Origin of the sequence: Aminobacter sp. LjRoot7 (assembly GCF_964252895.1) — a bacterium.
Classification (GTDB): domain Bacteria; phylum Pseudomonadota; class Alphaproteobacteria; order Rhizobiales; family Rhizobiaceae; genus Aminobacter; species Aminobacter aminovorans_B.
In genome coordinates, this window is the sequence record NZ_CAXUPX020000002.1 from 230001 (window position 1) to 254680 (window position 24680).

Consider the following 24680-nt stretch of genomic DNA (forward strand, 5'->3'; position numbering starts at 1 on the left):
TCATCCGGCATGCCGACAAGCCGCTTCGCCTCTCTCATGATTGCTCTGTGTGCCTCGACGATGACCGCATATGCGAGCGAGGTCGACCTCGTGCGGGTCGACAAGTCGGAACGCCGGCTGGAGCTGCTTTCGGGCGACAAGGTGGTTCGCAGCTACGCCATGGCGCTCGGTGCGAACCCACTGGGACACAAGGCAAGGGAAGGCGACGAGCGTACGCCCGAAGGCCGCTACGTGCTCGACTGGCGCAATCCAGTCAGTGGCTACTACAGGTCGATCCACATCTCCTATCCCAACGCCGACGACGTGGCTGCGGCAAAGAGGGCAGGTGTCGAACCTGGTGGAATGATTATGATCCACGGCCAACCGAACGGGTATGGCTGGTGGTCCTGGCTGATGCAGATGTTCGACTGGACGAACGGCTGCATCGCCGTTACCGACGAGGACATGGCAGAGGTCTGGCAGATGGTCGCAAACGGCACTCCCATCGAGATAAATCCATGAGCGAGGACAAGGCAATCTGGCCGCCGGTTGAACCGATTGCGGCCGGGCTCAAGGGGCGTTGTCCGCGTTGCGGCGAAGGCCGGCTGTTTTCCAGCTTCCTGTCCGTCGGCAAGGAATGCGGCGTCTGCCGGCTCGACTATTCCTTTGCCGACGCCGGCGACGGACCGGCGGTGTTCGTCATCCTGATCATCGGCTTTGTCGTGGTCGGGCTCGCGCTGTGGCTCGAGGTCAACTTTGGACCTCCGCTATGGCTTCATCTGCTGTTGTGGATTCCGTTGACCGTGGTTCTCAGCCTTGGCTCGCTGCGCCTCATCAAGGGCGTGCTCATAACGCTGCAGTATCGCAACAAGGCAGCCGAAGGGCGTTTGGACAAGGGCGAATGATCCAGGAAAAGACCATGACCGCCCCGGCGCGACGTTCCGGGCATGTGTTGATGCTCGTGCTCGGCACGATTGCCTTTGCGCTGCTGCTGGCGCTTGGCAGCTGGCAGGTCCAGCGCCTTTATTGGAAAGAAGAACTGATCGCGCAGATCGCCGAGCGCACGAAGTCGCAGCCGCTGCCACTGGCTGAAATGGAAGTAAAATACCGCGCTACCGGCGACGTCGACTATTGGCCGGTCACGCTTTCGGGCACCTTCGTGCATGAAGGCGAGCGGCATTTCCTGGCGACATGGGAAGGCCAGTCGGGCTTTTACGTCTACACGCCGCTGAAGCTGGACGACGGCCGCTTCGCGCTGGTGAACCGTGGCTTCGTTCCCTACGATCTCAAGGATGCGGCCAAGCGGCCGACCGGCCAGGTGACGGGACCTGTCAGCATCGTCGGGCTGGCGCGCAACCCGCTGGAGGGCAAGCCGGGTTCGCTGGTGCCTGACAATGATCTGGTGAAGAACGTCTTCTACTGGAAGGACCGCGACGCCATGGCGGCAAGCGCCGGGCTGCCTGCGGGTGCCGCCGTGCTGCCGTTCTTCATCGATGCCGACAAGACGCCAAATCCTGGCGGCCTGCCGGTCGGCGGGGTGACCATGGTCGACATGCCCAACAACCATCTGCAATACGCCGTGACCTGGTACGGTCTCGCTGCGGCACTGCTGGGCGTCATGGGCGTCTGGCTGCTGCGCCGCCCCGAAGGCAAATGAGTCCTGTGGATGGTCTCGGAACCTATTTCGGGATCATGCACAACTTCGAGATGCTACAGCATTCTTTGCGCGTCATGGTACGCGCGGCGCAATAGCCTCCCTTGACAGCAAGGGGGTGCAGACATCATTTCGGCACCTGAACGAAGAAGCGGATTAGATGCTCCAGATGATTGCCAAACCGCCCCTGACGATCAGGCTCTGCCAGCCGCGCGGCTTTTGCGCAGGCGTCGACCGGGCGATCCAGATCGTCGTTCTCGCGCTTAAGAAATACGGCGCGCCGGTCTATGTCCGCCATGAGATCGTGCATAACCGCTATGTCGTCGAAGGACTTCAGAACCTTGGTGCGGTGTTCATCGAGGAGCTCAGCGAGATCCCTGACGAGCATCGTGATGCGCCTGTTGTCTTCTCCGCCCACGGCGTGCCGAAGTCGGTGCCCGCGGATGCGGTCGCGCGCAACCTGTTCTATCTCGACGCCACCTGTCCGCTGGTCTCCAAGGTGCACAAACAGGCCATGCGCCACCAGCGCAAGGGCCGCCACGTGCTGCTGATCGGTCATGCCGGCCACCCCGAGGTGATCGGCACCATGGGCCAGCTGGACGAGGGTGCGGTCACGCTGATCGAAACCGAGGCCGACGTCCGCAATTTCACACCGGTCGATCCCGCAGCGCTTGGCTTCGTCACCCAGACGACGCTTTCGGTGGAGGACACCGCAGGCATCCTGAAGGCGCTGCAGGAAAAATTCCCGGCGATGGAGGCGCCTGCCGCCGAATCGATCTGCTACGCCACGACGAACCGCCAGGACGCGGTGAAGGAGACGGCGCCAGGCTCAGACCTCTATCTGGTCGTCGGTGCGCCCAACTCGTCCAATTCGCGCCGCCTCGTCGAAGTCGCCGAGCGGGCAGGGGCCAAGATGTCGCTGCTGGTTCAGCGCGCGTCGGAGATCCCGTGGAACGACATCGGCGGTATCGCTACGCTGGGCCTGTCGGCGGGAGCTTCGGCGCCCGAGATCATCGTCGACGAGATCATCAACGCTTTCCGCGAGCGCTTCGAAGTGAACGTGGAACTCGCCATCACGGCGACCGAGACGGAGGAATTTCCGGTGATGCGGGTATTGCGCGACGTCGAGCTGACGCCAGCCGACATGGCCTTCGTCAACGGAAACGGCTGATGGCTGTCTATACCGACGTTGGCGAGGGTGAGCTCGAAGCGTTCCTGCGCAATTATCCGGTTGGCGAGCTGTTGTCCTACAAGGGCATTGCCGAGGGCACCGAGAACACCAACTTCCTGCTGCACACGACGACAGGGGCATACATCCTGACGCTGTATGAGAAGCGCGTCGAGAAGGCCGACCTGCCATTCTTCCTCGGCCTGATGCAGCATCTCGCCCACAAGGGAATTTCCTGCCCGCTGCCCGTCGACGGCAAGGATGGCAACGTCATCGGCACACTGGCCGGACGTCCTGCCGTGATCATCACTTTCCTCGAAGGCATGTGGCTGCGCCGGCCCCAGGTCGTGCATTGCCGCGAGGTCGGCAGGGCGCTGGCCGAACTGCACATCGCAGTCCAGGATTTCGCGATGACGCGGCCGAATTCGCTCGCCATCGACGGCTGGCGCAAGCTCTGGGACGCGGCTCATCCGCGCGCCGACGAGGTCGAACCGGGGCTGGCCCGTGAAGTCGACGCCGACTTTGCCGAGTTCGAGAAGAACTGGCCGAAGAACCTGCCGTCGGGCGTCATCCATGCCGACCTGTTTCCGGACAATGTCTTTTTCCTCGGCGACAATCTGTCGGGCCTGATCGACTTTTATTTCGCCTGCAACGACGCCTACGCCTACGACCTCGCCACCTGCCTCAACGCCTGGTGCTTCGAGAAGGACTTTTCCTTCAACCTGACCAAGGGCACGGCCTTGCTGGACGGCTATCAGAGCGTCCGTCCGCTGAGCGAGGACGAGAAGGCCGCACTGCCGATCCTGGCGCGCGGGTCGGCGCTGCGCTTCATGCTGACGCGGCTCTATGACTGGCTGACGGTGCCGGATGGCGGGCTGGTGATGAAGCGTGACCCGTCGGAATACATTCGCCGCATGCGCTTCCACCGGACGATCAAGTCCGCCCAGGAATACGGACTGAAATGAAGCAAGTTGAAATTTTCACCGATGGCGCCTGCTCGGGCAATCCGGGGCCGGGTGGCTGGGGCGCGATGCTGCGCTACAAGGCCAAGGTCAAGGAGCTGTCGGGCGGCGAAGCCGAGACCACCAACAACCGCATGGAGCTGCTGGCCGCCATATCTGCCCTGAACTCCCTCAAGGAGCCGTGCGAGATCGACCTGCACACCGACAGCAAATACGTCATGGACGGGATCTCGAAATGGATCCACGGCTGGAAGAAGAATGGCTGGAAGACCGCCGACAAGAAGCCGGTCAAGAACGGCGAGCTGTGGCAGGCGCTTGACGAGGCCAACAAGCGTCACAAGGTGACGTGGCACTGGGTCAAGGGCCATGCCGGTCATCCCGAGAACGAGCGCGCCGATGAGCTCGCGCGTGAGGGCATGGCGCCCTTCAAGGGCGGGCGAAAGGCCTCAGCCTAGGCCATTGCCAATCGAGTGAGGCGCGCCGCCGGAAGGCCGCGCGCCCTTGTCAGTCTCAGAGCTGTTCGAGAATGCGGGCGGCGCCCGAATCGACGGCCTGGCCGGGTGCGCCCTCGAGGTTGAGCTGGGCAACCTTGCCGTCTTCGACGATCATCGAATAACGCTTCGAGCGCAGGCCCATGCCGGCAGCCGAGAGGTCGGTGTCGAGGCCAATGGCACGCGCGAAGTCGCCGCTGCCGTCGGCGAGGAACTGCACCTTGCCTTCGCCGCCGCTGAAGCGGGCCCAGGCACCCATGACGTGGACGTCGTTGACCGAGACCACCGCTATGGTGTCGACGCCGCGCGCAATGATCGCGTCATGGTTCTCGACATAGCCCGGCAGGTGGTTGTTGCTGCAGGTCGGCGTGAAGGCGCCTGGCACGGCAAACAGCACGACCTTCTTGCCAGCAAAGATCTCATCGGAGCTGACGCTCTTGGCGCCATCTGCGGTCATCGTCTTGAACGTGGCCGCAGGCAGCTTGTCGCCGATCGAAATGGTCATGAATTTCCTCGTAAGCGTAGTGTTCGAGTTGAAATCGGAAGGACGCGCAACTCACCTAGCGCAGATGTCGCCCGCGTCCAATGGCCAGCTGGATATAGGAAGCTGGACAGCCCTTGTCAGGGATAAGGCAAAAAGTCAGGGATAAGGCAAAAATCCTTCGACCGCTCCAGCAGCACTTGTCAGCGTGTAGGGCAGGCCCTTGCCGGAGGGTTTTGTGTCAGGGCGTTCGAGCAGCTTGACGTTGAACACCGCCTTGCCATTCTCGATTTGCCGCTCGGGGGTGCCAAGCACATAGCCGTCCACGCCGGCAACGAAGACGTCCAAAGCGTCAGCGGGGCCGGGCGCTGTCGCCACGATCGAGACGTGCTCGCTTTCGGCCGGTTCCAGCGTGGCGCCGAATTCCGGCTGAGCTGTGCCGGGGAGGGCGGCGAGGGCCGTCTTTACCAGGATGGCATCGCCCGGATTGTCGGGATCGGCGGCAGGGGCGACCTCGAGCTTGGCCTGCACCGGCACGCAGATCGTCTCGCAGACGCCGAGGAACACGTTTGCGGTGATTGTCGCCGGCTCGCCCGGGGCCGTGACGGTGAAACTGACAGGCAGGCGCACCGAATGGTCGTAGCCGGCCCATTTGGCATAGCCGTCGTCGTGACGCTTCGGGGCAGGGTAGGAGAAGTCGGCGCCTGATATGTTGCGGCTTGCCGAGACGTCGATCTGCGGCGGCACGCCGGAATTGCCGGGATCACGCCAGTAGGTCTTCCAGCCGCGCTTGAGCTCGATGTCGAGCACACCCTGGAGCTTGCCGGAAGCATCCGGCACCCCTGACGTGACGAGGCGGAAACGGCCGCCATCGGCTTCGAACCAGGCTGACGAGGAGGCATGGGCCGGGGCGGCGGCGAGCAGTGCCGCGCAGAGGCCGATCGCGGAGTGGGGCGCAATTTTCATGGCGGTGATTTGATAGCCTCCCGCAGCGTCCGCAACAGGGGGCGCCAACACATCGCATCATTTTTGCGTGACGTTGCCTGTCAAAAGATGAATGCGCCGCGCTGTGCCCCATCTTTCAAGACGGCAGGAAACGCGATACCTTCAAGCCATGGACCTCTTACGCCAGAAAAAGGGCGCCTCGCAGCGCGGTTTTCTCGACGATCAGTTCCTCATCGCCATGCCGGGGATGAAGGACGACAGGTTCTCGCGCGCCGTCATCTACATCTGTGCCCATAGCGACGAAGGCGCCATGGGCCTGATCATCAACCAGGTCCAGCCGCTGCTGTTTCCCGACCTGCTGGTACAGCTCGGCATCCTCGACGAGCAGGAAGCGATCCGGCTGCCGATGAAGGCCAAGGACTTCATCGTCCGTAATGGCGGGCCGGTCGACCGCAGCCGAGGTTTCGTGCTGCACACCGACGACTACAAGGTCGAGTCCTCGCTGCCCGTCTCGGAAGAGATTTGCCTGACGGCAACTGTCGACATCCTGCGCGCCATTTCCGCCGGGCGCGGGCCGCGCCACGCGCTGATGGCGCTGGGCTATTCAGGCTGGGGTGCAGGCCAGCTCGAAAGCGAGATTGCCGAGAATGGCTGGCTGACCTGCCCGGCGACGTCGGAGCTTCTGTTTGACACCGACATCGACCGCAAATACGACCGCATCCTGGCCACGCTCGGCATCGACCTTGCGCGGCTCAGCAGCGCTGCCGGTCACGCCTGAGCAAGCGGATACTGCTCTTTCAGCATCTTCAGCGCCTGATCGCCGGGAACCGGCGCGCCGAACATGAAGCTCTGCACGTATTCGCAGCCCATCTGCCGCAGTTCGAGCGCGTCGCTCTCATCGGAGATGCCTTCGGCAACCACCGATAGGCCGAGCTCGTGCGCCATGTTGACCATCGACTTGAGCAGCACCGCGCGCTTGGGCGAGGTGTCGTCGACGAAGCTCTTGTCGATCTTGATGGTGTCGAAGGGGAAGCGGGTCAGATAGGCGAGCGACGAATAGCCGGTGCCGAAATCGTCGAGCGACAGGCCGATGCCGAGCTGCTTGAGCTTGGTCAGAACGTGGTTGGTCTGCTCGGGATTGTCCATGACCAGCGATTCCGTCAGCTCCAGGCGGAAGCAGCGCGGCTTGAGATTGGCCCGGGCGATGACCGAGCGCACGTCGCTGACCAGGTCGCGCCGGATGAGCTGGCGGCTCGACAGGTTGACCGACACCGATAGCGGCGCGTCGCTGATCTGCTTCTGCCATTCGGCCAGGTCTTCGGCGGCGCGCTGCATGGCAAACAGGCCAAGCTGGACGATCAGGCCGCAACCTTCGGCAACGGGGATGAAATCACCAGGGGGGATCATGCCGCGACGCGGGTGATCCCATCTGAGCAGCGCCTCGAAGCCGGCGACACTGCCGTCTTCAAGCCGCACGATCGGCTGGTAGGCCAGGGTGAATTCCTTCCGCTCGATGGCGCGGCGGAGGTCCGATTCGAGCTGCAGGCGATCGGTGCCGACGGTCCTGAAGGCGGGACGGAACGGTTCGATGCGGTCGCCGCCGAAACGCTTGGCCTGATGCATGGCAAGCTCGGCGTCCTTGACCATATCCTCGGCGGTCGCCTGTGCCGTAGTCCAGGTGATCAGGCCGACGGAAGCAGTCAGCACGATCTCGCGCTTGGCAAAGGTGATCGGCGCCTTGATAGCCTGCTTGATGGCGTCGGCCACGGCAGCGATGCGCGACGGATCCTGTTCCGACAGCAGCATCAGCGCGAACTGGTCGCCGGCAAAGCGCGACAGCGAGTCCTTGGGCTTGAGCAGGCGGTGCAGGCGGCGCGCGATGGTCAAAAGGATCGTGTCGCCGGCCGAAATACCAAGGCCGTCATTGACCTGCTTGAAGCGGTCAATGTCGATGACGAACACCGACGGCCGCACCTTTTCCTCGGTGCGGGCGATCGAGATGATCGCCTCGAGCCGGTTCATGAACAGCTCGCGGTTGGGCAGGCCGGTCAGGTTGTCGTGCACGGCGTCGTGCAGCAGCCGCTCTTCGGATTTCTTCTGCTCGGTGACGTCGACCATGGTGCCGACGCAGCGGATCACTTCGCCATCGGAGCCGATGACTGGCCGTGCCTTGAGCGAGAACCAGTGATAGTGGCCGTCGGCGCCGCGCAGGCGGAAGCTCTGCGAGACACGGCCACGGCGATGCTCAAGCACCACGTCGAGGGTGGTGCGGAAAGTGTCGCGGTCGTCGGAGTGCAGCACCGGCAGCCAGTTGCGGGCGGCACCGCCCAGGCTGTTGGGCGCGAGGCCGAGCTGGATCGAGACGTCGGGACGGGTGACGACGCGGTCGCGCAACACGTCCCAGTCCCAGACGATGTCGCCGGAACCTGAGATGGCCAGCGCCTGCCGCTCCATGTCGCTGAACAGGCCCTGGTGCGCGCCGCCGCCGGCGAAGGCGTGCTGCATGACGGTGAAGCCGATCAACAGGATGATCAGGATCAGGCCGCCGCCAAGTGCCGGCTGGACGATGTCGTTGTCGAGGACGCCCGTTATCGCCATCCACGATCCGCTGAGCCATATCAGCACCATCGCCCAACTGGGCACCAGCATGATGGCGCGGTCGTAACCGCGGATGCTGAGATAGACGATCAGGCCGAGACCGGTGATGGCGGTGGCGGCAAAGGAGATGCGCGCGATGCCGGCAGCGACCGCCGGATCGATGATCGCGACACCTGCAATGAGCAGCAGGCCAATGACCCAGACGAAGGCGCCGTAGCTGAAATGGCCGTGCCAGCGATTGAGGTTGAGATAGGCAAACAGGAACACGACGAAGGTGCCGGCGAGCGCCACCTCCGTGCCCGCTCGCCATATCTGCTCGTTGCCGGGCGAGACCTCGATGACCTTGTTGAGGAAGCCGAAGTCGACGCAGATATAGGCAAGCACCGCCCATGCAAGGGCTGCTGTCGCGGGGAACATCGAGGTTCCCTTGACCACGAACAGGATGGTCAGGAATAGCGCCAAAAGGCCGGCGATGCCGATGACGATGCCGCGGAACAGCGTGTAGGAGTTGACCGTGTCCTTGTAGGCCTCGGGTTCCCACAGATAGACCTGCGGCAGCTTGGGCGAGGCGAGTTCGGCGATGAAGGTCACCACCGAATTCGGGTTGAGCGTGATCAGGAATACGTCGGCGTCGGGACTGGCCTGGCGGTCGAGCGCGAAGCCTTCGCTCGGCGTGATGGCGGCGATGCGGCTCGAGCCGAGATCGGGCCAGAACAGGCCGGAACCGACGAGACGGAAATGTGGGGCGACGATCAGACGGTCGATGACCTGGTCGGTGGTGTTGGCAAGCGCAAAGACGGCCCAATCGCCTGTCGAACGGCGCTTGTCGTTGGCTTCGACCTCGATGCGACGCACGATGCCGTCGAGGCCCGGAGCTGTCGAAACCTGGAAGTTCTCGCCCTGATTCCTGTAAATCTCGACGGCGCCGGTGAGGTTGAGCGCGACGTCGTCACGGGAGATCTTGATCGGCTCCACGGCCAGGGCCTGCGACACCGCGCAGACGCTCGCGACAATGGAAACGATGAGCGCAAACAACGGCGCCAGCAGGAAATGCTTCGACAAGTTCAGGCCTTCATGGTGACAGCTTGCGGGTCGTCCGCAATCAGTGCGTAGAGGTAGTGGTCATGCCATTCGCCGTTGATCCTGAGGTAGGATCGTAAAAGTCCTTCGCGCCGGAATCCGGCTTTTTCAAGCACGCGTACGGAGCGTGCGTTGTCGGGGATACAGGCAGCCTCGATCCGGTGCAACCGAAGCGTATCGAAGGCATGTCGCACGACGAGTTTGAGCGCGTCGACCATCAGGCCCTGGCCGGCATAACGCTCGCCGATCCAGTAGCCGATGTGCCCGGTCTGGGCGACGCCGTAGCGTATGTTGCCGAGCGTGATGCCGCCGACGAGCTTGCCGGTCGAGTTCTGATAGATGAAGAAGGCGAGCGCCGTGCCCTGGATGAATTCATCCTGGTAACGGGCCAGGCGAATGCGCCATGCCGAGCGGTCGAGCTCGTCCGGTGCCCAGCGCGGCTCCCAGGGTTCAAGGAACGAGCGGCTCTCCGCGCGCAGGGCAACCCATTCGTGATAATCGCGCCAGTTCGGCAGGCGCAGGTTCACGCGTTCGCCTTTTAGTGCCGGGGTATCGCGGCGAAAAAGCGAGAGCGAGAACATGCGTGCAAATGCGGCTCAGACGGCGAGCTTGCGGGCGGTTGCCTGTGCGCCCGGCAGCGAATCCAGGATTGATTCGTAAGGCGCGAGCGTGCCGACGGGACCGACCGCGGTAATGGTCGGGCGCGTCGAGAACAGACGCGACGACAGGTCGGTCAGGCGGTCGACGGTAAGAGCGCCGAGCCGTTCCATCAGCTCTTCCTTGGCGATCGGACGGCCGAACAGGAGGAGCTGTCGGGCGATCTGCGAGGCGCGGCTGGAGCAGCTCTCGGCCGACATGATCAGGCCGGCGCGATATTGCGCGCGGGCACGGTCGAGCTCTTCAAGCAGGATGCTTTCGCCGGTCCGCTGCAACTCGTTGATGATGACCGGGATCAGTTCGGCGATGTCGCTCTGGCCGGTGGCGGCATGGATGCCGAAGATGCCGGTGTCGGAGAAGCCCCAGTGGAAGGCATAGACCGAATAACAGAGGCCGCGCTTCTCGCGCACTTCCTGGAACAGGCGCGACGACATCCCGCCGCCGAGGATCATCGACAGCACCTGCGAGGCGTAGAAGTCGCGCACATGATAGGCGCGGCCTTCGAAGCCGAGCACGATCTGCGCGTCCATCAGGTCGCGGTCCTCGCGGAAGTCGCCGCCGACATACTGGGCGTATTGCGGAATGGCGCTTTCGGCCTTGGGGCGGAAATTGCCGAGACGTTTTTCGACCTGGCGCACGAACTCGTCGTGCTTCACGTCGCCGGCAGCCACCACCACCATGCGCTCGGCGCCATACTGGCGGGTCATGAAGTCGTGCAGATGCGCCGAGGTGAAGGATTGCACCGTCTCGGGCGTGCCGAGAATCGAGCGGCCGATGGTCTGGTGACGGAAGGCCGTTTCGGTGAAGCGGTCGAAGACGATGTCGTCGGGCGTGTCGTGCGCGGCGCCGATCTCCTGCAGGATGACGTGCTGCTCGCGCTCGAGTTCGTTCGGATCGAACTCGGAATCCTGGAGAATGTCGGACAGAATGTCGACAGCAAGCGGAATGTCGTCGGACAGCACGCGGGCGTAGAAGGAGGTCGTCTCGACAGATGTCGCGGCGTTGATTTCGCCGCCGACATTTTCGATCTGGGAGGCAATCTGGAAGGCGGTCCGGTTCTTGGTACCCTTGAACGCCATGTGCTCGAGCAGGTGGGCCATGCCATGTTCGTCGTCGCGCTCGTTGCGCGCGCCGGACTTGACCCATGTGCCGAGAGCGACTGTCTCTACGCTTGGAAGTGTTTCAGTGGCCACTGTCAGGCCGTTCGACAGACGGCTTACCTCAACACCCATATTACGCGTACTCCCTAATCCGCCACTCGTGTGCGGCGGCTAATGTAATCTTCCACCATTTTTATCTCTGATGGAAGTACCGTGAACTTTTCCTTACGTTCCATCAGCCCCGACAGCCATTTTGGCAAAGCGGGCTCGATGCCGCTGGCTGCAAGCACCGCGGCGGGGAACTTTGCCGGATGAGCGGTGGCAAGCACCACCATTGGCACATCGCTTTTGGGCAGGCTGGATGCGACATGCACGGCTGTCGCGGTGTGGGGATCGAGCAGGTAGCCGCTCTTGTCGAGAGTCGCGCGGATGGTCGCCGCGGTTTCAGCCATGTCGGCGCGGCCGGCACCGAACTCGCCGCGGATCGCGGCTAGCGCCTGCGTCTCGATCGTGAAGGCGCCGGACTGCTTGAGGCTGGCCATGTAGCGGCGCACGACCGCTGGATCGCGGTTGGAGGCCTCGAACAGCAGGCGCTCGAAGTTGGACGAAACCTGGATGTCCATCGATGGCGAGGTGGTGGCCACCACACCGGTCTGGCGGTATTCGCCGCTCTTCAGCGTACGGTCGAGAATGTCGTTGTCGTTGGTGGCGATAACCAGCTGGTCGATCGGCAGGCCCATCTTCTTGGCGGCATAGCCGGCGAAGATGTCGCCGAAATTGCCGGTCGGTACGGTGAACGACACCGGCCGGTCCGGCGCGCCGAGCGAGATGGCAGAAGAGAAGTAGTAGACGATCTGGGCCATGATGCGGGCCCAGTTGATCGAGTTCACGCCCGACAGCTGGACACGGTCGCGGAAGCCGTGGTCGTTGAACATGTCCTTCACTAGGCCCTGGCAATCGTCGAAGTTTCCTTCGATCGACAGCGCGTGCACATTGGCGGCGTCGGACGTCGTCATCTGGCGCTGCTGCACCGGCGAGACGCGGCCATGCGGGAACAGGATAAAGATGTCGGTGCGTTCGCGCCCGGCAAACGCCTCGATGGCAGCGCCGCCGGTATCGCCCGAGGTGGCGCCGACGATGGTCGCGCGCTGGCCGCGTTCGGCAAGCACGTGGTCCATCAGCCGCGCCAGCAGCTGCATGGCGACGTCCTTGAAGGCAAGCGTGGGGCCATGGAACAGTTCGAGGACGAAGCTGTTGGCGCCGGTCTGGACCAGCGGGCAGACTGCCTCGTGGCGGAACGTCCCGTAAGCCTCGCGAACCAGGCGTTCGAACACGTCCTGTTTGATTTCGCCGCCGAGGAACGGCGTCAGCAATTTGATCGCAAGATCGGGATAGCTCAGGCCGCGCATGGCCCGGATTTCGGCGGCGCTGAAAGTCGGCCATTGCGCCGGGAGGTAAAGGCCGCCGTCGCGTGCCAGGCCGGCAAGTACAGCATCAGAAAATCCGAGCGTGGGCGCTTCCCCACGGGTGCTCACATAGTGCATATCTATCCAATCCAAGGCTATGCGACCTGCTGCCTGTCGGCAGGACGGGAAAACTGCGCTCCGTCAGTCGCATTTTTGCCGCGCGGTTGATATAGAACGACTGCTTTGCGAGAGGGAAGTGCAGTTCATGGTGTTTCGTTTGATCGACGGCCGTTTTCTGACGGCTTTGGCGACCGCCGGCTTTATGCTCGCCGTCACAGGCTGCCAATCAGGCGGCAGCGGCGGCTTTTTTAGCCCTCCCGCCCCGAAGGATCCCAAGGTGATCGCGGCCGAAGAGGGCAAGATCCTGGCCAGCGAGTTGCTTGCCTACTGCCCGAACATCACTTTGCGTGACGGCACGGCCTTCTTCAACAGCTATGCCAAGGGCGGCCAGGACGATCCGGCAAAGCTCGTCCATCAGTCGGCCATCACCGACGTCACCCGCAGCTGTACCCGTGCTGACGGCACAATGACCATCAAGGTCGGCGTCGCCGGCAAGGTCGTTGTCGGTCCCGCCGGCGGTGCCGGTGCGATCACCATGCCGATCCGTGTAGCGGTGACCCGTGGCGAGGAGGTGCTCTATTCCGAGCTGCACAAGAACGCCGTGCAGGTGACCGATCCGTCGACGGCGACCCAGTGGGTGTTCACCGTTCCGAACATCAACATCCCCAATCCGACCGCGCGCGACATCGTGATCTATGTCGGCTACGACGAAGGTCCGGCCAAGAAGCCCGCGAAGCAGTAAGGCAGCACTCAGCTGTCCTTGTGGCGCTGGTAGTAGCGCGCGACGCGCATGCGGTTGCCGCAGCGCGCGGCAGCGCACCAGCGCCGGCGGCTGCTCGCCGGCAGAAACAGCATCGTGCAGTCCTCGGCCTCGCATTTGCGGATGGTGCTGACGCCAGGGTCAGTCAGCACCAACGCCACCGCTTCGGCCAGGTGCGCGGCGAGATCGGCGATGACCGAGCCGGTTCGCCTGGCCTCCGCCGCCATTGAAGACCCAACCCATCGAAGCTCGAGATGAACCGGTGCTGCCGAAAGCGTCCGGTTGAGTTCGCGCAGGTTGGCGTCTGACGGCGCTCTGCCATGCCTGACATGATCGACGAGCTGGCTCGCACATTCACGTACCGAGCGAATGGCTGCTAGGTCGGCTTGCGACACGGTTGCCAGAACATCACCGCCGAACTCTTTCAGCCGCTCGCCCTGTAGTGCCACCCACATCCGCAAGCCGTCAGGCGTCGACAGACGGTCGATGCTGTCCGTACCACTGCGCGCGCGGGTATTGATCAGATCGAGCCCCAGAAGCTCGCCAGTGAGCGGGGGGATATCGGTGCTCATGCTAATTCCAAAAATCGCCATTGACGCATTAGGTATTTTGCCGGATGTTGCTAATGCATAATTCTACATTGAAGGCATGTGAAATGACAATCCTGGCTTTTCCTCGCGTGGCCCATCGTTATCTCGACGTTGATGGCGTGCGCGTCTTCTATCGCGAGTCGATCCCGACCCAGGCTGGCGCGGACGCGCCTGTTCTGTTGTTGCTGCACGGCTTTCCCTCGGCTTCGCATCAGTTCCGCCGGCTGATCGACGCCATCGGCAATAGCTACCGCGTCATCGCGCCCGATTATCCCGGATTTGGCCACAGCGACGTACCGTTGCCGGCCAGCGCCGGCGGCACGTTCGACTACAGCTTCGACCGTCTCGCCGACACGATGGAAGGCTTCGTCAAAGGATTGGGGCTGGACCGCTTCGTCGCCTATCTCTTCGACTTCGGCGCACCTGTCGGTTTCCGCCTGGCGGCGCAGCATCCCGAGTGGATCGCCGGACTGATCGTGCAGAATGGCAATGCCTATAAAGAGGGTCTGTCGGACGGCGCGCGCGACTTTATCGCATTGCGGCCAGACCAGCCTGATGCGGAACGGAAGATCCGCGATCTGCTGACGCTGTCAGGCACGCGCTTTCAGTACGAGACCGGTATCGGACAGCCGGAGCTGTTGGCGCCGGACGGCTGGACGCTCGACCAGCATTTCCTCGACCAGCCCGGCCGCAAGCAACCGCAGGTCGATCTGGCGTTCGACTATCACAGCAATGTCGCGCGCTACGGCGAATGGCAGGCCTGGCTGCGCCAGCATCGGCCGCCAACGCTGATCGTATGGGGCAAGGACGATCCGTTCTTCCCGGCGTCCGGTGCCCATGCCTTCCTCCGCGACGTGCCGGAGGCGGAACTGCACCTGTTCGAGACCGGGCACTTCGCGCTTGAGGAGAAATTGCCCGAAATCGTGCCGCTGATTGGCGATTTTATCGATCGGACGTGGCGCTGAAGCTGAAGCACAAAGCTTCTAGAGCCGGCAGGTCAGGCGTGCTCCGACCACATGCTGAGCGCCTGGATCACGCCGCCGAGGTCGGCCCAGCGGCGAATCACCGTCTCGGCGCCGGCTTCGGTCAGCGCATCGGCGTGGCCGGGATAGCTGTGGGCGCCGCCGGTGAAGCCGATGACGCGCATGCCGGCCGAAACCGCGCCTGAAATGCCGTGCACCGAATCCTCGATGACGAAGGTCTTGGCCGGATCCGCACCGTAGGTGTTTGCGGCATGCAGGAACACGTCGGGCGCCGGCTTCGGCTTCTTGCTCGGCGTTTCCAGCGCCGAAAAGATGCGGCCCTTGAACAGCGGCAGGATGCGGGTGCGGTCGAGCATCATCTCGATGCGTTCGCTCGTCGAGTTGGAGCAGATGCAGCGCGGTGCGGTGACGCCGGCGACCGCCTCGTGCACGCCGTCGATGGCGTGCACGTCGGTCTTCAGCTTGCGGTCGACAAGTTCCTCGGCCTGGCTGATCAGCGAGGCCTGGAAGGGGATGGCCGCCTTCTCCTCGATCTTCAGCATGATGTCCTTGAAGGTCAGCCCGGCATAGCTCTCGGCGATCTCTTCAGCGGAAATTTCGAAACCGGCTGATGTCAGCAGTTCCGCTTCGACGCGGGCTGCGATGATTTCGGAATCGACGAGCACGCCGTCGCAATCGAATATCACTAGGTCTGGCTGGGTCATGGCAGTCCGGGAAGCTGGGGGCGCAATCGGGGCGCGGACGGAAAAGTTCAAGGCGCGGCAACTACACCATTCTGGCCCGATCCGCAAATTAGAACGCCCGCTTCATCAATTGTTTACGCTGATCGGTAACCATAACGGCGAGTAAATAGTAACGCGTCATCCCGGGTATCAGAATGTCAGCAGTGCGTCCTCTCGACCAGCTTTCCCGCACGCCCAAGCCGTCCGAATGGCTCGACACCATCATCAAGGGCGACTGCGTGGCGGCGCTCGACAAATTGCCGGCGAACTCCGTCGACGTCATCTTCGCCGACCCGCCCTACAACCTCCAGCTCGACGGCGACCTGCATCGTCCGGACCAGTCGAAGGTCGACGCGGTCGACGATCACTGGGACCAGTTCGAGAGCTTCGCCGCTTACGACGCCTTTACCCGTGCCTGGTTGCTGGCCGCCCGTCGCGTACTCAAGCCCAGCGGCACGATCTGGGTCATCGGCTCCTATCACAACATCTTCCGCGTCGGCGCGACGATGCAGGATCTCGGCTTCTGGATCCTCAACGACGTCGTCTGGCGCAAGACCAACCCGATGCCGAACTTCCGCGGCCGCCGTTTCCAGAATGCCCATGAGACGATGATCTGGGCGTCGCGCGACCAGAAGGGCAAGAACTACACCTTCAACTACGACGCGCTGAAAGCCTCCAACGACGACGTCCAGATGCGCTCGGACTGGCTGTTTCCGATCTGCACCGGCGGCGAGCGCCTGAAGGACGACGACGGCAACAAGTTGCATCCGACGCAGAAGCCGGAAGCGCTGCTGGCACGCGTCATGATGGCTTCGACCAAGCCGGGCGACGTGGTGCTCGATCCGTTCTTCGGCTCGGGAACGACGGGTGCGGTTGCCAAGCGTCTTGGCCGCCATTTTGTAGGCATCGAACGCGAACAGGCCTATATCGACGCCGCCAATGAGCGCATCGCTTCGGTGCGCCCGCTCGACGGCCCGTCGCTGACTGTCCTGACCGGCAAGCGCGCCGAGCCACGTGTCGCCTTCGGCAGCCTGCTCGACATGGGCCTGCTGGCGCCAGGAGCTACGCTTTACGATGCCAAGAAGCGCTGGGCGGCCAAGGTTCGCGCCGACGGCACGCTGTCGATCGGCGACACCGCCGGTTCGATCCATCGCGTTGGCGCCTCGGTGCAGGGGCTCGATGCCTGCAACGGCTGGACCTTCTGGCACTATGAGCGTGCCGGAGGCCTGACCCAGATCGACGAACTGCGCCGCATCGTGCGTGTCGGCATGGAAAAGGCGGGCGCCTGAAGCTTCACCCGCGCCGGATTGCCCGGCGCGAGCGTGCAGGCATCATTGGTCGCCGGTTCTGGACCTTCAGAGACCGCGCCGCGCCTGCCATAGAGATCGAATTCCGGCAGCCAATCTAGCCAGTCCGGGTTCGTCGATCGGCCGGTTTCCAGTCACCGTCCGATCCCGAGACGCTCGAGGTCCGCCTCGAGCGTTTTCGCATTTGTGAACAGCACCGCCTGCCAACCGGCATCGATGGCGGCATTCACGTTCTTCTGGCTGTCGTCGATGAACAGCGAGGCCTTCGGGTCGAGCCCGAAGGTTTCGACATGCAGGTCGTAGATGCGCCGGTCCGGCTTGATCAGGCCGACATCGCCCGAAACCGTGACGCCACGCGGCGTTTCGAGGAACGGGAAGCGCCCGCGCGCTTCGAGGAACGTGTCCGAGGCCCAATTGGTCAGCATGGTGACGTCGTGGCCGGCGTCGACGAGGCCCTCCATCAGCGCGACGCTGTCTTCATAGTGATGCGGCACCATGTCGTGCCAGTGCTGGCGGAAGGCGCGAATGTTCTTTTCATGCTCGGGGAAGTCGGCGATCAGCAACGCCTCCGCTTCTTCCCAGCTTCGGCCGCGATCCTGCTCGATGTTCCAGTCGTGGGTGCAGACATTGTCAAAGAACCAGCGCCGCTCGACTTCATCGGGAATGATGCGGCTGAAGGGGATATCCGGGTCGTAGTGGATCAGAACTTTGCCGATGTCGTAGACGATATGGCGGATCTCGCTCATGACTTTCCCTGGTGTGCTCGTTTCGTTGCGCCCGGTATGGCAGCTTCGATGACTTTTTTCATGACGGTTGGCAAGGCTTCGCCGTTGAGCTCGGCTGCCGCCGACCAGAAGTGTCCGTCGAGTATGGTTCGCGATGCGACGTTGGCGCGAAACACGTCCAGGTCGAGCGAAAAATGGGTGAAGACGTGGTTGATGCTGCCGGCGCGCCGCCATTGGGCAGGGAAGGGGGCGCTGTCTGCGCCGGTCGCGCCGTCGATGCGTGAGGTCCAGCCCGTCGTCGGCACTTCGGTCATGCCGCCGAGCAAGCCCTTGCCGGGGCGCTTGCGCAGCAGCACGGAACCGTCAGGCGTGACGGCGACGAAGGCAGCGCCGCGCCGCATGGGCTTCTCGGTCTTGGGCGGCTTGACCGGATAGAGCTCGGGGTCGCCGTTGACAATTGCGCTGCAATCCTCGCGCAGCGGGCACAGCATGCAGCGCGGCCGGCGCGGCGTGCAGATGGTGGCGCCAAGGTCCATCATCGCCTGGGCGAAGTCGCCGGGCCGGGCGGCGGCCAGCATGCGCTCGACATGGGCGCGGATTTCCGGCTTGGCCTCGGGTAGCGGCGTCGAGATCGAGAACAGCCGCGTGACCACGCGCTCGACATTGCCGTCCACCACCGCCGCCGGCCGCATGAAGGCGATGGAGGCGATGGCAGCCGCCGTGTAGGGACCAATGCCAGGCAAGGCGCGCAGGCGGTCCTCTGTATCCGGAAACCGGCCACCGGGCAGGGCGGCTACCGTCTCGGCGCAGACCTTGAGATTGCGGGCACGGGAATAGTAGCCGAGGCCGGCCCAGGCTTTCATGACGTCTTCGGTTTCTGCTGCCGCAAGCGCCGACACGTCAGGCCATTTCTCCAGGAAGGCCCTGAAGTAAGGTTTCACGGCTTCGACGGTCGTCTGCTGGAGCATGATTTCTGACAGCCAGACGCGGTAGGGATCGGGTCTCAAGCCCTTTGCGAGATCACGCGGCGGCATCCGCCAGGGCAGTTCGCGATGGTTGGCGTCGTACCAGGCGAGCAGATTGGTGGCGATCCTGTTGTCGGCGTCGTCGGCATGCTTGCGGGTTGGTGCTGGGGATGCCATTGGTGGTCGGAACTGCCTTCGGCGTTACGTGTCGACAAGGTTATCTGGAGAACGACATGGCAGGGAAAAGGTGGACGGGCAATCCCGTTCCGGTCAGCGATCTGGCAAACGCCATTCTCGATCCCGTCCTGCGCAAGCGCACCGGCATCTCCGTCGGGCTTGTCCAGTCATGGGAAGAGATCGTCGGTCCCCGCCTTGCCCACAACACACGGCCCGAGAAGATCCAGTGGCCGCGCCGCATGCACGAGGAGGACCCGTTCGAGCCTGCCGTGCTGATCGTCGCCTGCTCAGGACCGGCAGCGCTGCATCTCCAGCACGAGACCGGAGAGATCATCGGCCGGGTCAATTCCTATCTCGGCTTCAACGCCATCGGTCGCATTCGCATTGTGCAGAAGCCGGTGGCGAACACGGGCGCCAAGCCGCGTCCGCGGCTGCGCAAGTTGACCGATGCGGAGCAGGGCAAGCTTACCGGTGCAGTAAGGTTCATCGAGGACGAAGGACTGAAAGCATCGCTCGAAAAGCTGGGCGCGAGCATCCTGGGCAGCCGAAAGTAGAAAATGCCGGCTTTCTCGCGCTTTCGTGATTGAAAGTGCGGCAAATTGCGATTGGTTTGGGGACAGCCATGCCTTAATTCGCGCCAACTATCGCTTTCACGTAACCGCACATTGCAAAATCCAACCATCGTCAGGTGATTCGTATGCTTCGTTCGATTTCTCGCAGGACCGCACTTACCGGGCTCGCAGCCGTCTCGGCAGCGGCGCTGCTTTCCGCTTGCAGCGATTCCGGTGAGCAGGCCAACGCAGCAACGCCCAAGCCTGCCGAGCCGGCGACGCCTGCCGCAACGCCAGCTGCTCCGGCAACTCCCGCCCAGGCGGTGAAGGTGCCCGAAGCACAGGGCTCTGTCGACATGGCCAAGCTGCTTGAGGCTGGTACCTTGCCTGACATGCAACTCGGCAAGGCCGATGCCCCGGTCACCATCGTCGAATACGCCTCGATGACCTGCCCGCACTGCGCGCATTTCCACGAGACGACGCTGCCGGCGCTGAAGACCAAGTACATCGACACCGGCAAGGTGCGGTTGATCTATCGCGAGTTCCCCTTCGACCCGCTGGCCGAGGCAGGCTTCATGCTTGCACGCTGCTCGAAGGACAACTACTTCCCGATGGTCGACGTGCTGTTCAAGCAGCAGCAGAGCTGGGCCGGTTCGCAGAACCCCAAGGATGCGCTGCTGCAGATCTCCAAGCTCGCCGGCTTCACACAGGAGTCTTTCGAGGCCTGCTTGACTGACCAGAAGCTTCTGGACGATATCAGGGCAGTGCGCGCCCGCGGCGAGAACGATTTCAAGGTCGACTCGACGCCGACATTCTTCATCAACGGGAAAGTCTACAAGGGGGCAATGACGATTGAGGAAATGTCGGCGGTTATCGACGGCATGCTCTGATAGGCTCATGGCACCGAGGCAACACGGCTTCGGTGCACCCTTCCGTGCGGACTGGCGCGAATGAAGTTTTCGCGCCTCCGCCTTCTCGGTTTCAAATCCTTTGTCGAGCCCGGCGAGTTCGTCATCGAACGCGGGCTCACCGGCATCGTCGGGCCGAATGGCTGCGGCAAGTCCAATCTCGTCGAAGCCTTGCGCTGGGTGATGGGCGAAAGCTCATACAAGAACATGCGCGCCTCCGGCATGGACGACGTCATCTTCTCCGGTTCCGGCACGCGCCCGGCGCGCAACACCGCCGAAGTCACGCTGTTCCTCGACAATACCGACCGCACCGCGCCCGCCTCCTTCAATGACGCCGACGAGTTGCAGGTGTCGCGCCGCATCGAGCGCGAAGCCGGTTCCGTCTACCGCATCAATGGCAAGGAAGCCCGCGCCAAGGACGTGCAGCTGCTGTTTGCCGACCAGTCGACAGGCGCGCGCTCGCCGTCGATGGTGGGGCAGGGCCGTATCGGCGAACTCATCCAGGCAAAGCCGCAGGCGCGCCGCGCGCTGCTGGAAGAGGCGGCGGGCATTTCGGGCCTGCACACGCGCCGCCACGAAGCCGAGCTTCGCCTGCGCGCCGCCGAACAGAACCTCGAACGCCTCGACGATGTCGTCGGCGAGCTGGAAAGCCAGATCGAAAGCCTGAAGCGCCAGGCGCGCCAGGCGTCGCGCTTCAAGAACCTGTCGGCCGACATCCGCAAGGCGGAAGCCACGCTGCTGCATCTTCGCTGGACCCTGGCCAAGGCGCAGGAAGGCGAGGCGCAGTCGGCGCTGGCAACCGCGACAACGCTCGTCGGCGACCGCGCCGCGACCCAGATGGCGGCCGCAAAGGACCAGGCCGTCGGCGCCCATAAATTGCCCGAGATGCGTGACGCTGCCGCTGCGGCCGCCGCGACCTTCCAGCGCCTGTCCATCGCGCGCTCGCAGCTCGAGGAAGAAGCCGGCCGCATCAATTCGCGCCAGAGCGAACTCGACCGCCGCCTGCAGCAGCTCGATGCCGACATCGCCCGCGAACAGCGCATGATCGGCGACAATGCCGCGATCCTTTCGCGTCTCGATGCCGAGGAAAAGGCGCTCAACGACGAGAATGCCGGCGCGACCGATCGCGAGACGCATACGCGTGCCGCCTTCGAGGAGGCGATGGCGACGCTGGCGCTGACCGAGGCTGAGCTTGGCCGCCTGACCGCCGAACGCGCTGAGGCGGCTGCCGGCCGCACCCAGGCCGAACGCGCCATGCGCGACGCCGCCGAACGCCGCGACCGCTTTGCCCGCCAGCTTGCCGAACTCGACCGTGAGGCCGGTGAAATTGCGGCGCGCATTTCGGCACTCGCCGATCCGGCGGAAAAGCAGATGCTGGCCGAGGCAGCACAGGAAGCGCTTGAGGAAGCCGAGTTTGCGGCAACCGAGGCCGAGCGCGCCGTCACCGAGGCACGGCAGGCCGAGGCGTCGTCGCGCACGCCGCTGCAGGAAGCCAAGGCCGAGCTTGCCCGCATCGAAACAGAGGCGCGTACGCTGGCCAAGATCATCAATGCCGCGTCTGGCGATCTTTTCCCGGCGGTGCTGGAGCAGATCGGCGTCGAACGCGGATTTGAGACAGCCCTGGGTGCTGCCCTTGGCGATGATCTCGAAGCAGCGCTTGATCGCGCAGCACCGGTGCACTGGGGCGACGCCAAGGTGGCCGAGAGCGACCCGAAGCTGCCCGAAGGCGTGCGCAGTCTCGCCGAAGTCGTTCGTGCCCCGCATCAATTGGCGCGTCGTCTGGCGCAGATCGGCGTCGTTGATGCCGCCGATGCGGCAAGGCTGCAGCCGCTGCTCGCACCAGGCCAGAGGCTGGTGAGCAAGCAGGGCGGGCTGTGGCGCTGGGACGGACTGACGGCAAGCGCCGATGCACCGACAGCCGCAGCACAGCGCCTGGCCCAGAAGAACCGACTTGCCGAGCTCGATGCCGAAGCAGTCCAGGCGACGCTTGTGGTGCGCTCGGCCGAAGAGGCGCTGGCACGCGCCGAAAATGCCGTTCGCGAAAACACCGAAGCCGAGCGCCAGGCGCGCCAGGCGTGGCGCGATGCGCAGCATCTGGTGAGTGCCGCGCGCGATGCTCTGGCCCAGGCCGAAAAGGCCGCAGGCGAGCTAACCAGCCGTCGCGCAGCGCTGGATGAGGCACGCGCCCGCGTCGCCGATGCGCATGAAGAAGCGCAGGCCGGCTATGTCGAAGCCGAGGACATGCTTGGCTCGGCACCCGACCTCGCCGACCTTCAGGCACGGCTCGAACAGCTTTCCGGCGCCGTCGCGAGGGATCGCTCTGCGGTCGCCGATGCCCGTGCGGTGCATGACGGCCTCAATCGTGAAGCTGAGGCGAGGGGACGTCGCCTGACGGCCATCGCGGCCGAGCGCCAGAGCTGGGTGCTACGTGCCGAAAGTGCCGCCGAGCAGGTCGAAGCGTTGGCCGAACGGCGCGAGGAAGCCGCCGCCGAACGCGAGGTGCTGGCCGAGGCGCCTGATGAGCTTGACGCGCGTCGCCGCACGCTGATGTCGCAGCTGACGCAGGCCGAGGCCCTGCGCAAGGAGGCGTCCGACCGTCTCCAGGATGCTGAAAATAAGCAATCGGTGCTCGACAAGGCCGCAACCGCCGCGATCCAGGGATTGGCCGAAGCGCGTGAAGCGCGGGCGCGCGCCGAGGAGCGCCTGACCGCAGCCGACGAACGCCGTCGCGAGGTCGAGGCGCGGATCCAGGAAGTGCTTGCGACGCCGCCGCACCTGGTGATCCGCCATACCGGCCTCGAAGCGGACGATCCCATGCCCGATCCCGTCGAGGTCGAGAGGACGCTGGAGCGCCTCAAGATAGAGCGCGAGCGGCTTGGTGCCGTCAACCTGCGCGCCGAAGAAGAGCAGAAGGAGCTGTCCGACCGGCTCGAGGCAATCGTCTCCGAGCGCGAAGACATCATCGAGGCAATTCGCAAGCTGCGCCAGGGCATTCAGGGCCTGAACCGCGAGGGCCGCGAGCGCCTGCTGGCTGCCTTTGACCTAGTCAATGGCCATTTCAAGCGCCTGTTCACCCATCTGTTTGGTGGTGGCACCGCCGAGCTTCAGCTGATCGAGTCGGAAGACCCGCTCGAAGCCGGTCTCGAAATCCTCGCCCGCCCGCCCGGCAAGAAGCCGCAGACGATGACGCTGCTGTCAGGCGGCGAGCAGGCGCTGACGGCGATGGCGCTGATCTTTGCGGTGTTCCTGACCAATCCAGCGCCGATCTGCGTGCTCGACGAGGTGGACGCGCCGCTCGACGACCACAATGTCGAGCGCTTCTGCAACCTGATGGACGAGATGTCGGCGTCGACCGAGACACGCTTCGTGGTCATCACCCACAACCCCATCACCATGGCACGCATGGACCGCCTGTTCGGCGTCACGATGGCGGAGCAGGGGGTGAGCCAGCTGGTGTCCGTCGACCTGCAGGCCGCTGAATCGCTGCGCGAAGCGAGCTGATCCGACCGCTCCGCGAAGCGAGCGGACCCCGACCGGCTCTATTTGAGCTTGAGGCTGTAGTGCTTGCGGTGGCGCCGATAGTTGATCTGGCGCAGCGCGGTCTGGCCGAGCGCCTTGACCGATACGGTCCAATGCCGCTTCAGCTTGACCTCATTGCGATCAGCTTCGATCAGGCTGCCGCCGAGTTCGGCGCTGACGTCAGTCACGAGGTTGGGCTTGACCGACAGCACCCTGAGCTTCAGCTCCCAGAAGAACTTTATGTCCTCGTCGATCTGGCGATAGACGGTGGCCCGGCTTAGGAAGCTCTCCGCACCGCGCCGCGTGATCAGGTAGCCGACCATGCCGGCGGTCGGGCTGCCATGCGATACGATGGCAATGTCGGCCACCGGGACCGAATCCACGACCGGCCGATCCTGGAAGTCGAACAGCTTGAGGATGTCCCACTCGACCGGGGCCTGCTGCAGCGCTGAGATGCGCGCGGCAAACGCTGCCGGCTCCAGCAGGCGGAAGTCGTCCTCGAGGATGAGAGCCATCGGCTCGTCGGTGTCCAGAAACGCGCGCATCGCCTTGCGATGGCTGGCATAGGCCGCAACCTCGGCAGGCGCCAGCGGACGCTTCGAGCGCTTGCGGTTCTGCTTAGGGTCGTAGAGGCTGGTCGTTTCAGCGCATTGAGGAGTAAGGCCTTCGACGAACGCGAAGGGCCACGAAAGTGCTGAAAGCTGTGCGTGCGCCGACTTTCGACGGGGCCCAGCTTCGGCATCCACTGTCACGATGAGCGTGACCGGCAACGACGAAGTCATATAGTGGCTCACTTATATGCGTGTACCGCTAAACTACGCGCAACCATTGG

24 protein-coding genes are annotated in these 24680 nt (G+C 63.8%); 13 read left to right on the forward strand and 11 right to left on the reverse strand.

Annotated elements, in window-relative coordinates; translation table 11 throughout:
• The first annotated feature begins 36 nt into the window (after window positions 1-36).
• From ACSQ3E_RS06835 to rnhA, 6 genes are all read left to right on the forward strand, one after another.
• Window positions 37-501 carry a L,D-transpeptidase family protein gene (locus tag ACSQ3E_RS06835; RefSeq protein ID WP_436122110.1) on the forward strand — a complete coding sequence of 155 codons (465 nt, stop codon included), beginning with the start codon at window positions 37-39 and terminating at the stop codon, window positions 499-501.
• On the forward strand, window positions 498-884 hold the full coding sequence (locus ACSQ3E_RS06840) for a DUF983 domain-containing protein (protein ID WP_436122111.1): 387 nt from the start codon (window positions 498-500) through the stop codon (window positions 882-884). Before ACSQ3E_RS06835 ends, ACSQ3E_RS06840 begins: the two co-directional genes overlap by 4 nt.
• Window positions 881-1636 carry an SURF1 family protein gene (locus tag ACSQ3E_RS06845; RefSeq protein ID WP_409014617.1) on the forward strand — a complete coding sequence of 252 codons (756 nt, stop codon included), beginning with the start codon at window positions 881-883 and terminating at the stop codon, window positions 1634-1636. Before ACSQ3E_RS06840 ends, ACSQ3E_RS06845 begins: the two co-directional genes overlap by 4 nt.
• A 157-nt stretch (window positions 1637-1793) precedes the next feature.
• Complete coding sequence (gene ispH / locus ACSQ3E_RS06850; protein ID WP_436122112.1) at window positions 1794-2804, forward strand: 4-hydroxy-3-methylbut-2-enyl diphosphate reductase; 1011 nt, start codon at window positions 1794-1796, stop codon at window positions 2802-2804.
• On the forward strand, window positions 2804-3766 hold the full coding sequence (locus ACSQ3E_RS06855; RefSeq protein ID WP_436122113.1) for a homoserine kinase: 963 nt from the start codon (window positions 2804-2806) through the stop codon (window positions 3764-3766). The genes ispH and ACSQ3E_RS06855 overlap by 1 nt, the downstream gene beginning before the upstream one ends.
• The gene (rnhA, locus tag ACSQ3E_RS06860; RefSeq protein ID WP_310323130.1) at window positions 3763-4218 is read left to right on the forward strand and encodes a ribonuclease HI; all 456 of its coding nucleotides are present in this window, start codon (window positions 3763-3765) and stop codon (window positions 4216-4218) included. The genes ACSQ3E_RS06855 and rnhA overlap by 4 nt, the downstream gene beginning before the upstream one ends.
• Before the next feature lie 55 nt (window positions 4219-4273).
• On the opposite strand, the gene ACSQ3E_RS06865 is transcribed toward rnhA, so the two are convergent.
• Together ACSQ3E_RS06865 and ACSQ3E_RS06870 are read right to left on the reverse strand one after the other, a co-directional pair.
• On the reverse strand, window positions 4274-4759 hold the full coding sequence (locus tag ACSQ3E_RS06865; protein WP_214387511.1) for a peroxiredoxin: 486 nt from the start codon (window positions 4757-4759) through the stop codon (window positions 4274-4276).
• A gap of 135 nt (window positions 4760-4894) precedes the next feature.
• A complete protein-coding gene (locus tag ACSQ3E_RS06870) occupies window positions 4895-5701 on the reverse strand; it encodes a protein-disulfide reductase DsbD domain-containing protein (protein ID WP_436122114.1) in 807 nt (268 codons plus the stop codon).
• A gap of 148 nt (window positions 5702-5849) precedes the next feature.
• Here ACSQ3E_RS06870 and ACSQ3E_RS06875 point away from each other — a divergent pair, with 148 nt between their 5' ends.
• Window positions 5850-6458, forward strand: coding sequence for a YqgE/AlgH family protein (locus ACSQ3E_RS06875; protein WP_310323132.1), 609 nt, complete (start codon window positions 5850-5852; stop codon window positions 6456-6458).
• Here the strand turns inward: ACSQ3E_RS06875 and ACSQ3E_RS06880 are convergent.
• The 4 genes from ACSQ3E_RS06880 to thrC are packed head-to-tail and all read right to left on the reverse strand — an operon-like array spanning window position 6449 to window position 12659.
• Window positions 6449-9340, reverse strand: coding sequence for an EAL domain-containing protein (locus tag ACSQ3E_RS06880; protein WP_310323133.1), 2892 nt, complete (start codon window positions 9338-9340; stop codon window positions 6449-6451). The genes ACSQ3E_RS06875 and ACSQ3E_RS06880 overlap by 10 nt on opposite strands.
• Before the next feature lie 2 nt (window positions 9341-9342).
• The gene (locus ACSQ3E_RS06885) at window positions 9343-9939 is read right to left on the reverse strand and encodes a GNAT family N-acetyltransferase (protein ID WP_214387503.1); all 597 of its coding nucleotides are present in this window, start codon (window positions 9937-9939) and stop codon (window positions 9343-9345) included.
• A 15-nt stretch (window positions 9940-9954) separates the two neighbouring features.
• On the reverse strand, window positions 9955-11247 hold the full coding sequence (locus ACSQ3E_RS06890) for a M16 family metallopeptidase (protein WP_310323134.1): 1293 nt from the start codon (window positions 11245-11247) through the stop codon (window positions 9955-9957).
• 14 nt (window positions 11248-11261) lie between these two features.
• On the reverse strand, window positions 11262-12659 hold the full coding sequence (thrC, locus tag ACSQ3E_RS06895; protein ID WP_436122115.1) for a threonine synthase: 1398 nt from the start codon (window positions 12657-12659) through the stop codon (window positions 11262-11264).
• A gap of 127 nt (window positions 12660-12786) precedes the next feature.
• Here thrC and ACSQ3E_RS06900 point away from each other — a divergent pair, with 127 nt between their 5' ends.
• The gene (locus ACSQ3E_RS06900; RefSeq protein WP_310323137.1) at window positions 12787-13383 is read left to right on the forward strand and encodes a hypothetical protein; all 597 of its coding nucleotides are present in this window, start codon (window positions 12787-12789) and stop codon (window positions 13381-13383) included.
• Between the two features lie 8 nt (window positions 13384-13391).
• On the opposite strand, the gene ACSQ3E_RS06905 is transcribed toward ACSQ3E_RS06900, so the two are convergent.
• Window positions 13392-13973, reverse strand: a complete 582-nt coding sequence (locus ACSQ3E_RS06905; protein ID WP_436122116.1) for a CGNR zinc finger domain-containing protein — start codon at window positions 13971-13973, stop codon at window positions 13392-13394.
• Window positions 13974-14080: 107 nt separating this feature from the next.
• Between ACSQ3E_RS06905 and ACSQ3E_RS06910 the strand changes: the two genes are divergently transcribed.
• Window positions 14081-14956, forward strand: coding sequence for an alpha/beta fold hydrolase (locus ACSQ3E_RS06910; protein WP_436122117.1), 876 nt, complete (start codon window positions 14081-14083; stop codon window positions 14954-14956).
• Between the two features lie 32 nt (window positions 14957-14988).
• On the opposite strand, the gene ACSQ3E_RS06915 is transcribed toward ACSQ3E_RS06910, so the two are convergent.
• On the reverse strand, window positions 14989-15678 hold the full coding sequence (locus ACSQ3E_RS06915) for an HAD family hydrolase (protein ID WP_436122118.1): 690 nt from the start codon (window positions 15676-15678) through the stop codon (window positions 14989-14991).
• A gap of 173 nt (window positions 15679-15851) precedes the next feature.
• On the opposite strand from ACSQ3E_RS06915, the gene ACSQ3E_RS06920 reads away from it, so the two are divergent.
• Window positions 15852-16985, forward strand: coding sequence for a site-specific DNA-methyltransferase (locus tag ACSQ3E_RS06920; protein WP_310323144.1), 1134 nt, complete (start codon window positions 15852-15854; stop codon window positions 16983-16985).
• Window positions 16986-17137: 152 nt separating this feature from the next.
• Here ACSQ3E_RS06920 and ACSQ3E_RS06925 read toward each other — a convergent pair whose 3' ends face one another.
• The gene (locus ACSQ3E_RS06925; protein WP_436122119.1) at window positions 17138-17749 is read right to left on the reverse strand and encodes an HAD family hydrolase; all 612 of its coding nucleotides are present in this window, start codon (window positions 17747-17749) and stop codon (window positions 17138-17140) included.
• On the reverse strand, window positions 17746-18870 hold the full coding sequence (mutY, locus tag ACSQ3E_RS06930) for an A/G-specific adenine glycosylase (protein WP_436122120.1): 1125 nt from the start codon (window positions 18868-18870) through the stop codon (window positions 17746-17748). Before mutY ends, ACSQ3E_RS06925 begins: the two co-directional genes overlap by 4 nt.
• Window positions 18871-18926: 56 nt before the next feature.
• Here mutY and ACSQ3E_RS06935 point away from each other — a divergent pair, with 56 nt between their 5' ends.
• From ACSQ3E_RS06935 to smc, 3 genes are all read left to right on the forward strand, one after another.
• Window positions 18927-19424 carry a DUF721 domain-containing protein gene (locus ACSQ3E_RS06935; protein ID WP_436122121.1) on the forward strand — a complete coding sequence of 166 codons (498 nt, stop codon included), beginning with the start codon at window positions 18927-18929 and terminating at the stop codon, window positions 19422-19424.
• Between the two features lie 143 nt (window positions 19425-19567).
• Window positions 19568-20311 (forward strand): DsbA family protein, encoded by a 744-nt coding sequence (locus tag ACSQ3E_RS06940; protein WP_154385995.1) that lies wholly within the window; start codon window positions 19568-19570, stop codon window positions 20309-20311.
• Between the two features lie 60 nt (window positions 20312-20371).
• Entirely contained in the window at window positions 20372-23830 is a 3459-nt protein-coding gene (gene smc, locus ACSQ3E_RS06945; RefSeq protein WP_436122122.1) for a chromosome segregation protein SMC, read from the forward strand.
• 38 nt (window positions 23831-23868) lie between these two features.
• On the opposite strand, the gene ACSQ3E_RS06950 is transcribed toward smc, so the two are convergent.
• A complete protein-coding gene (locus ACSQ3E_RS06950; RefSeq protein ID WP_310323155.1) occupies window positions 23869-24630 on the reverse strand; it encodes a glycosyltransferase family 25 protein in 762 nt (253 codons plus the stop codon).
• Window positions 24631-24680: the final 50 nt, after the last annotated feature.

Bases quoted from the DNA above. Each gene is read 5' to 3' on its own strand.
- ACSQ3E_RS06840 (WP_436122111.1), top strand. From the start codon at position 498: ATGAGCGAGGACAAGGCAATCTGGCCGCCGGTTGAACCGATTGCGGCC.
- ACSQ3E_RS06870 (WP_436122114.1), bottom strand. From the start codon at position 5,701: ATGAAAATTGCGCCCCACTCCGCGATCGGCCTCTGCGCGGCACTGCTC.
- ACSQ3E_RS06885 (WP_214387503.1), bottom strand. From the start codon at position 9,939: ATGTTCTCGCTCTCGCTTTTTCGCCGCGATACCCCGGCACTAAAAGGC.
- ACSQ3E_RS06900 (WP_310323137.1), top strand. From the start codon at position 12,787: ATGGTGTTTCGTTTGATCGACGGCCGTTTTCTGACGGCTTTGGCGACC.
- smc (WP_436122122.1), top strand. From the start codon at position 20,372: ATGAAGTTTTCGCGCCTCCGCCTTCTCGGTTTCAAATCCTTTGTCGAG.
- ACSQ3E_RS06940 (WP_154385995.1), top strand. From the start codon at position 19,568: ATGCTTCGTTCGATTTCTCGCAGGACCGCACTTACCGGGCTCGCAGCC.
- thrC (WP_436122115.1), bottom strand. From the start codon at position 12,659: ATGCACTATGTGAGCACCCGTGGGGAAGCGCCCACGCTCGGATTTTCT.
- ACSQ3E_RS06920 (WP_310323144.1), top strand. From the start codon at position 15,852: ATGTCAGCAGTGCGTCCTCTCGACCAGCTTTCCCGCACGCCCAAGCCG.
- ACSQ3E_RS06855 (WP_436122113.1), top strand. From the start codon at position 2,804: ATGGCTGTCTATACCGACGTTGGCGAGGGTGAGCTCGAAGCGTTCCTG.
- ACSQ3E_RS06915 (WP_436122118.1), bottom strand. From the start codon at position 15,678: ATGACCCAGCCAGACCTAGTGATATTCGATTGCGACGGCGTGCTCGTC.
- ACSQ3E_RS06875 (WP_310323132.1), top strand. From the start codon at position 5,850: ATGGACCTCTTACGCCAGAAAAAGGGCGCCTCGCAGCGCGGTTTTCTC.
- ACSQ3E_RS06835 (WP_436122110.1), top strand. From the start codon at position 37: ATGATTGCTCTGTGTGCCTCGACGATGACCGCATATGCGAGCGAGGTC.
- ispH (WP_436122112.1), top strand. From the start codon at position 1,794: ATGCTCCAGATGATTGCCAAACCGCCCCTGACGATCAGGCTCTGCCAG.
- ACSQ3E_RS06890 (WP_310323134.1), bottom strand. From the start codon at position 11,247: ATGGGTGTTGAGGTAAGCCGTCTGTCGAACGGCCTGACAGTGGCCACT.
- ACSQ3E_RS06865 (WP_214387511.1), bottom strand. From the start codon at position 4,759: ATGACCATTTCGATCGGCGACAAGCTGCCTGCGGCCACGTTCAAGACG.
- ACSQ3E_RS06925 (WP_436122119.1), bottom strand. From the start codon at position 17,749: ATGAGCGAGATCCGCCATATCGTCTACGACATCGGCAAAGTTCTGATC.
- ACSQ3E_RS06935 (WP_436122121.1), top strand. From the start codon at position 18,927: ATGGCAGGGAAAAGGTGGACGGGCAATCCCGTTCCGGTCAGCGATCTG.
- mutY (WP_436122120.1), bottom strand. From the start codon at position 18,870: ATGGCATCCCCAGCACCAACCCGCAAGCATGCCGACGACGCCGACAAC.
- ACSQ3E_RS06950 (WP_310323155.1), bottom strand. From the start codon at position 24,630: ATGACTTCGTCGTTGCCGGTCACGCTCATCGTGACAGTGGATGCCGAA.
- ACSQ3E_RS06845 (WP_409014617.1), top strand. From the start codon at position 881: ATGATCCAGGAAAAGACCATGACCGCCCCGGCGCGACGTTCCGGGCAT.
- ACSQ3E_RS06905 (WP_436122116.1), bottom strand. From the start codon at position 13,973: ATGAGCACCGATATCCCCCCGCTCACTGGCGAGCTTCTGGGGCTCGAT.
- rnhA (WP_310323130.1), top strand. From the start codon at position 3,763: ATGAAGCAAGTTGAAATTTTCACCGATGGCGCCTGCTCGGGCAATCCG.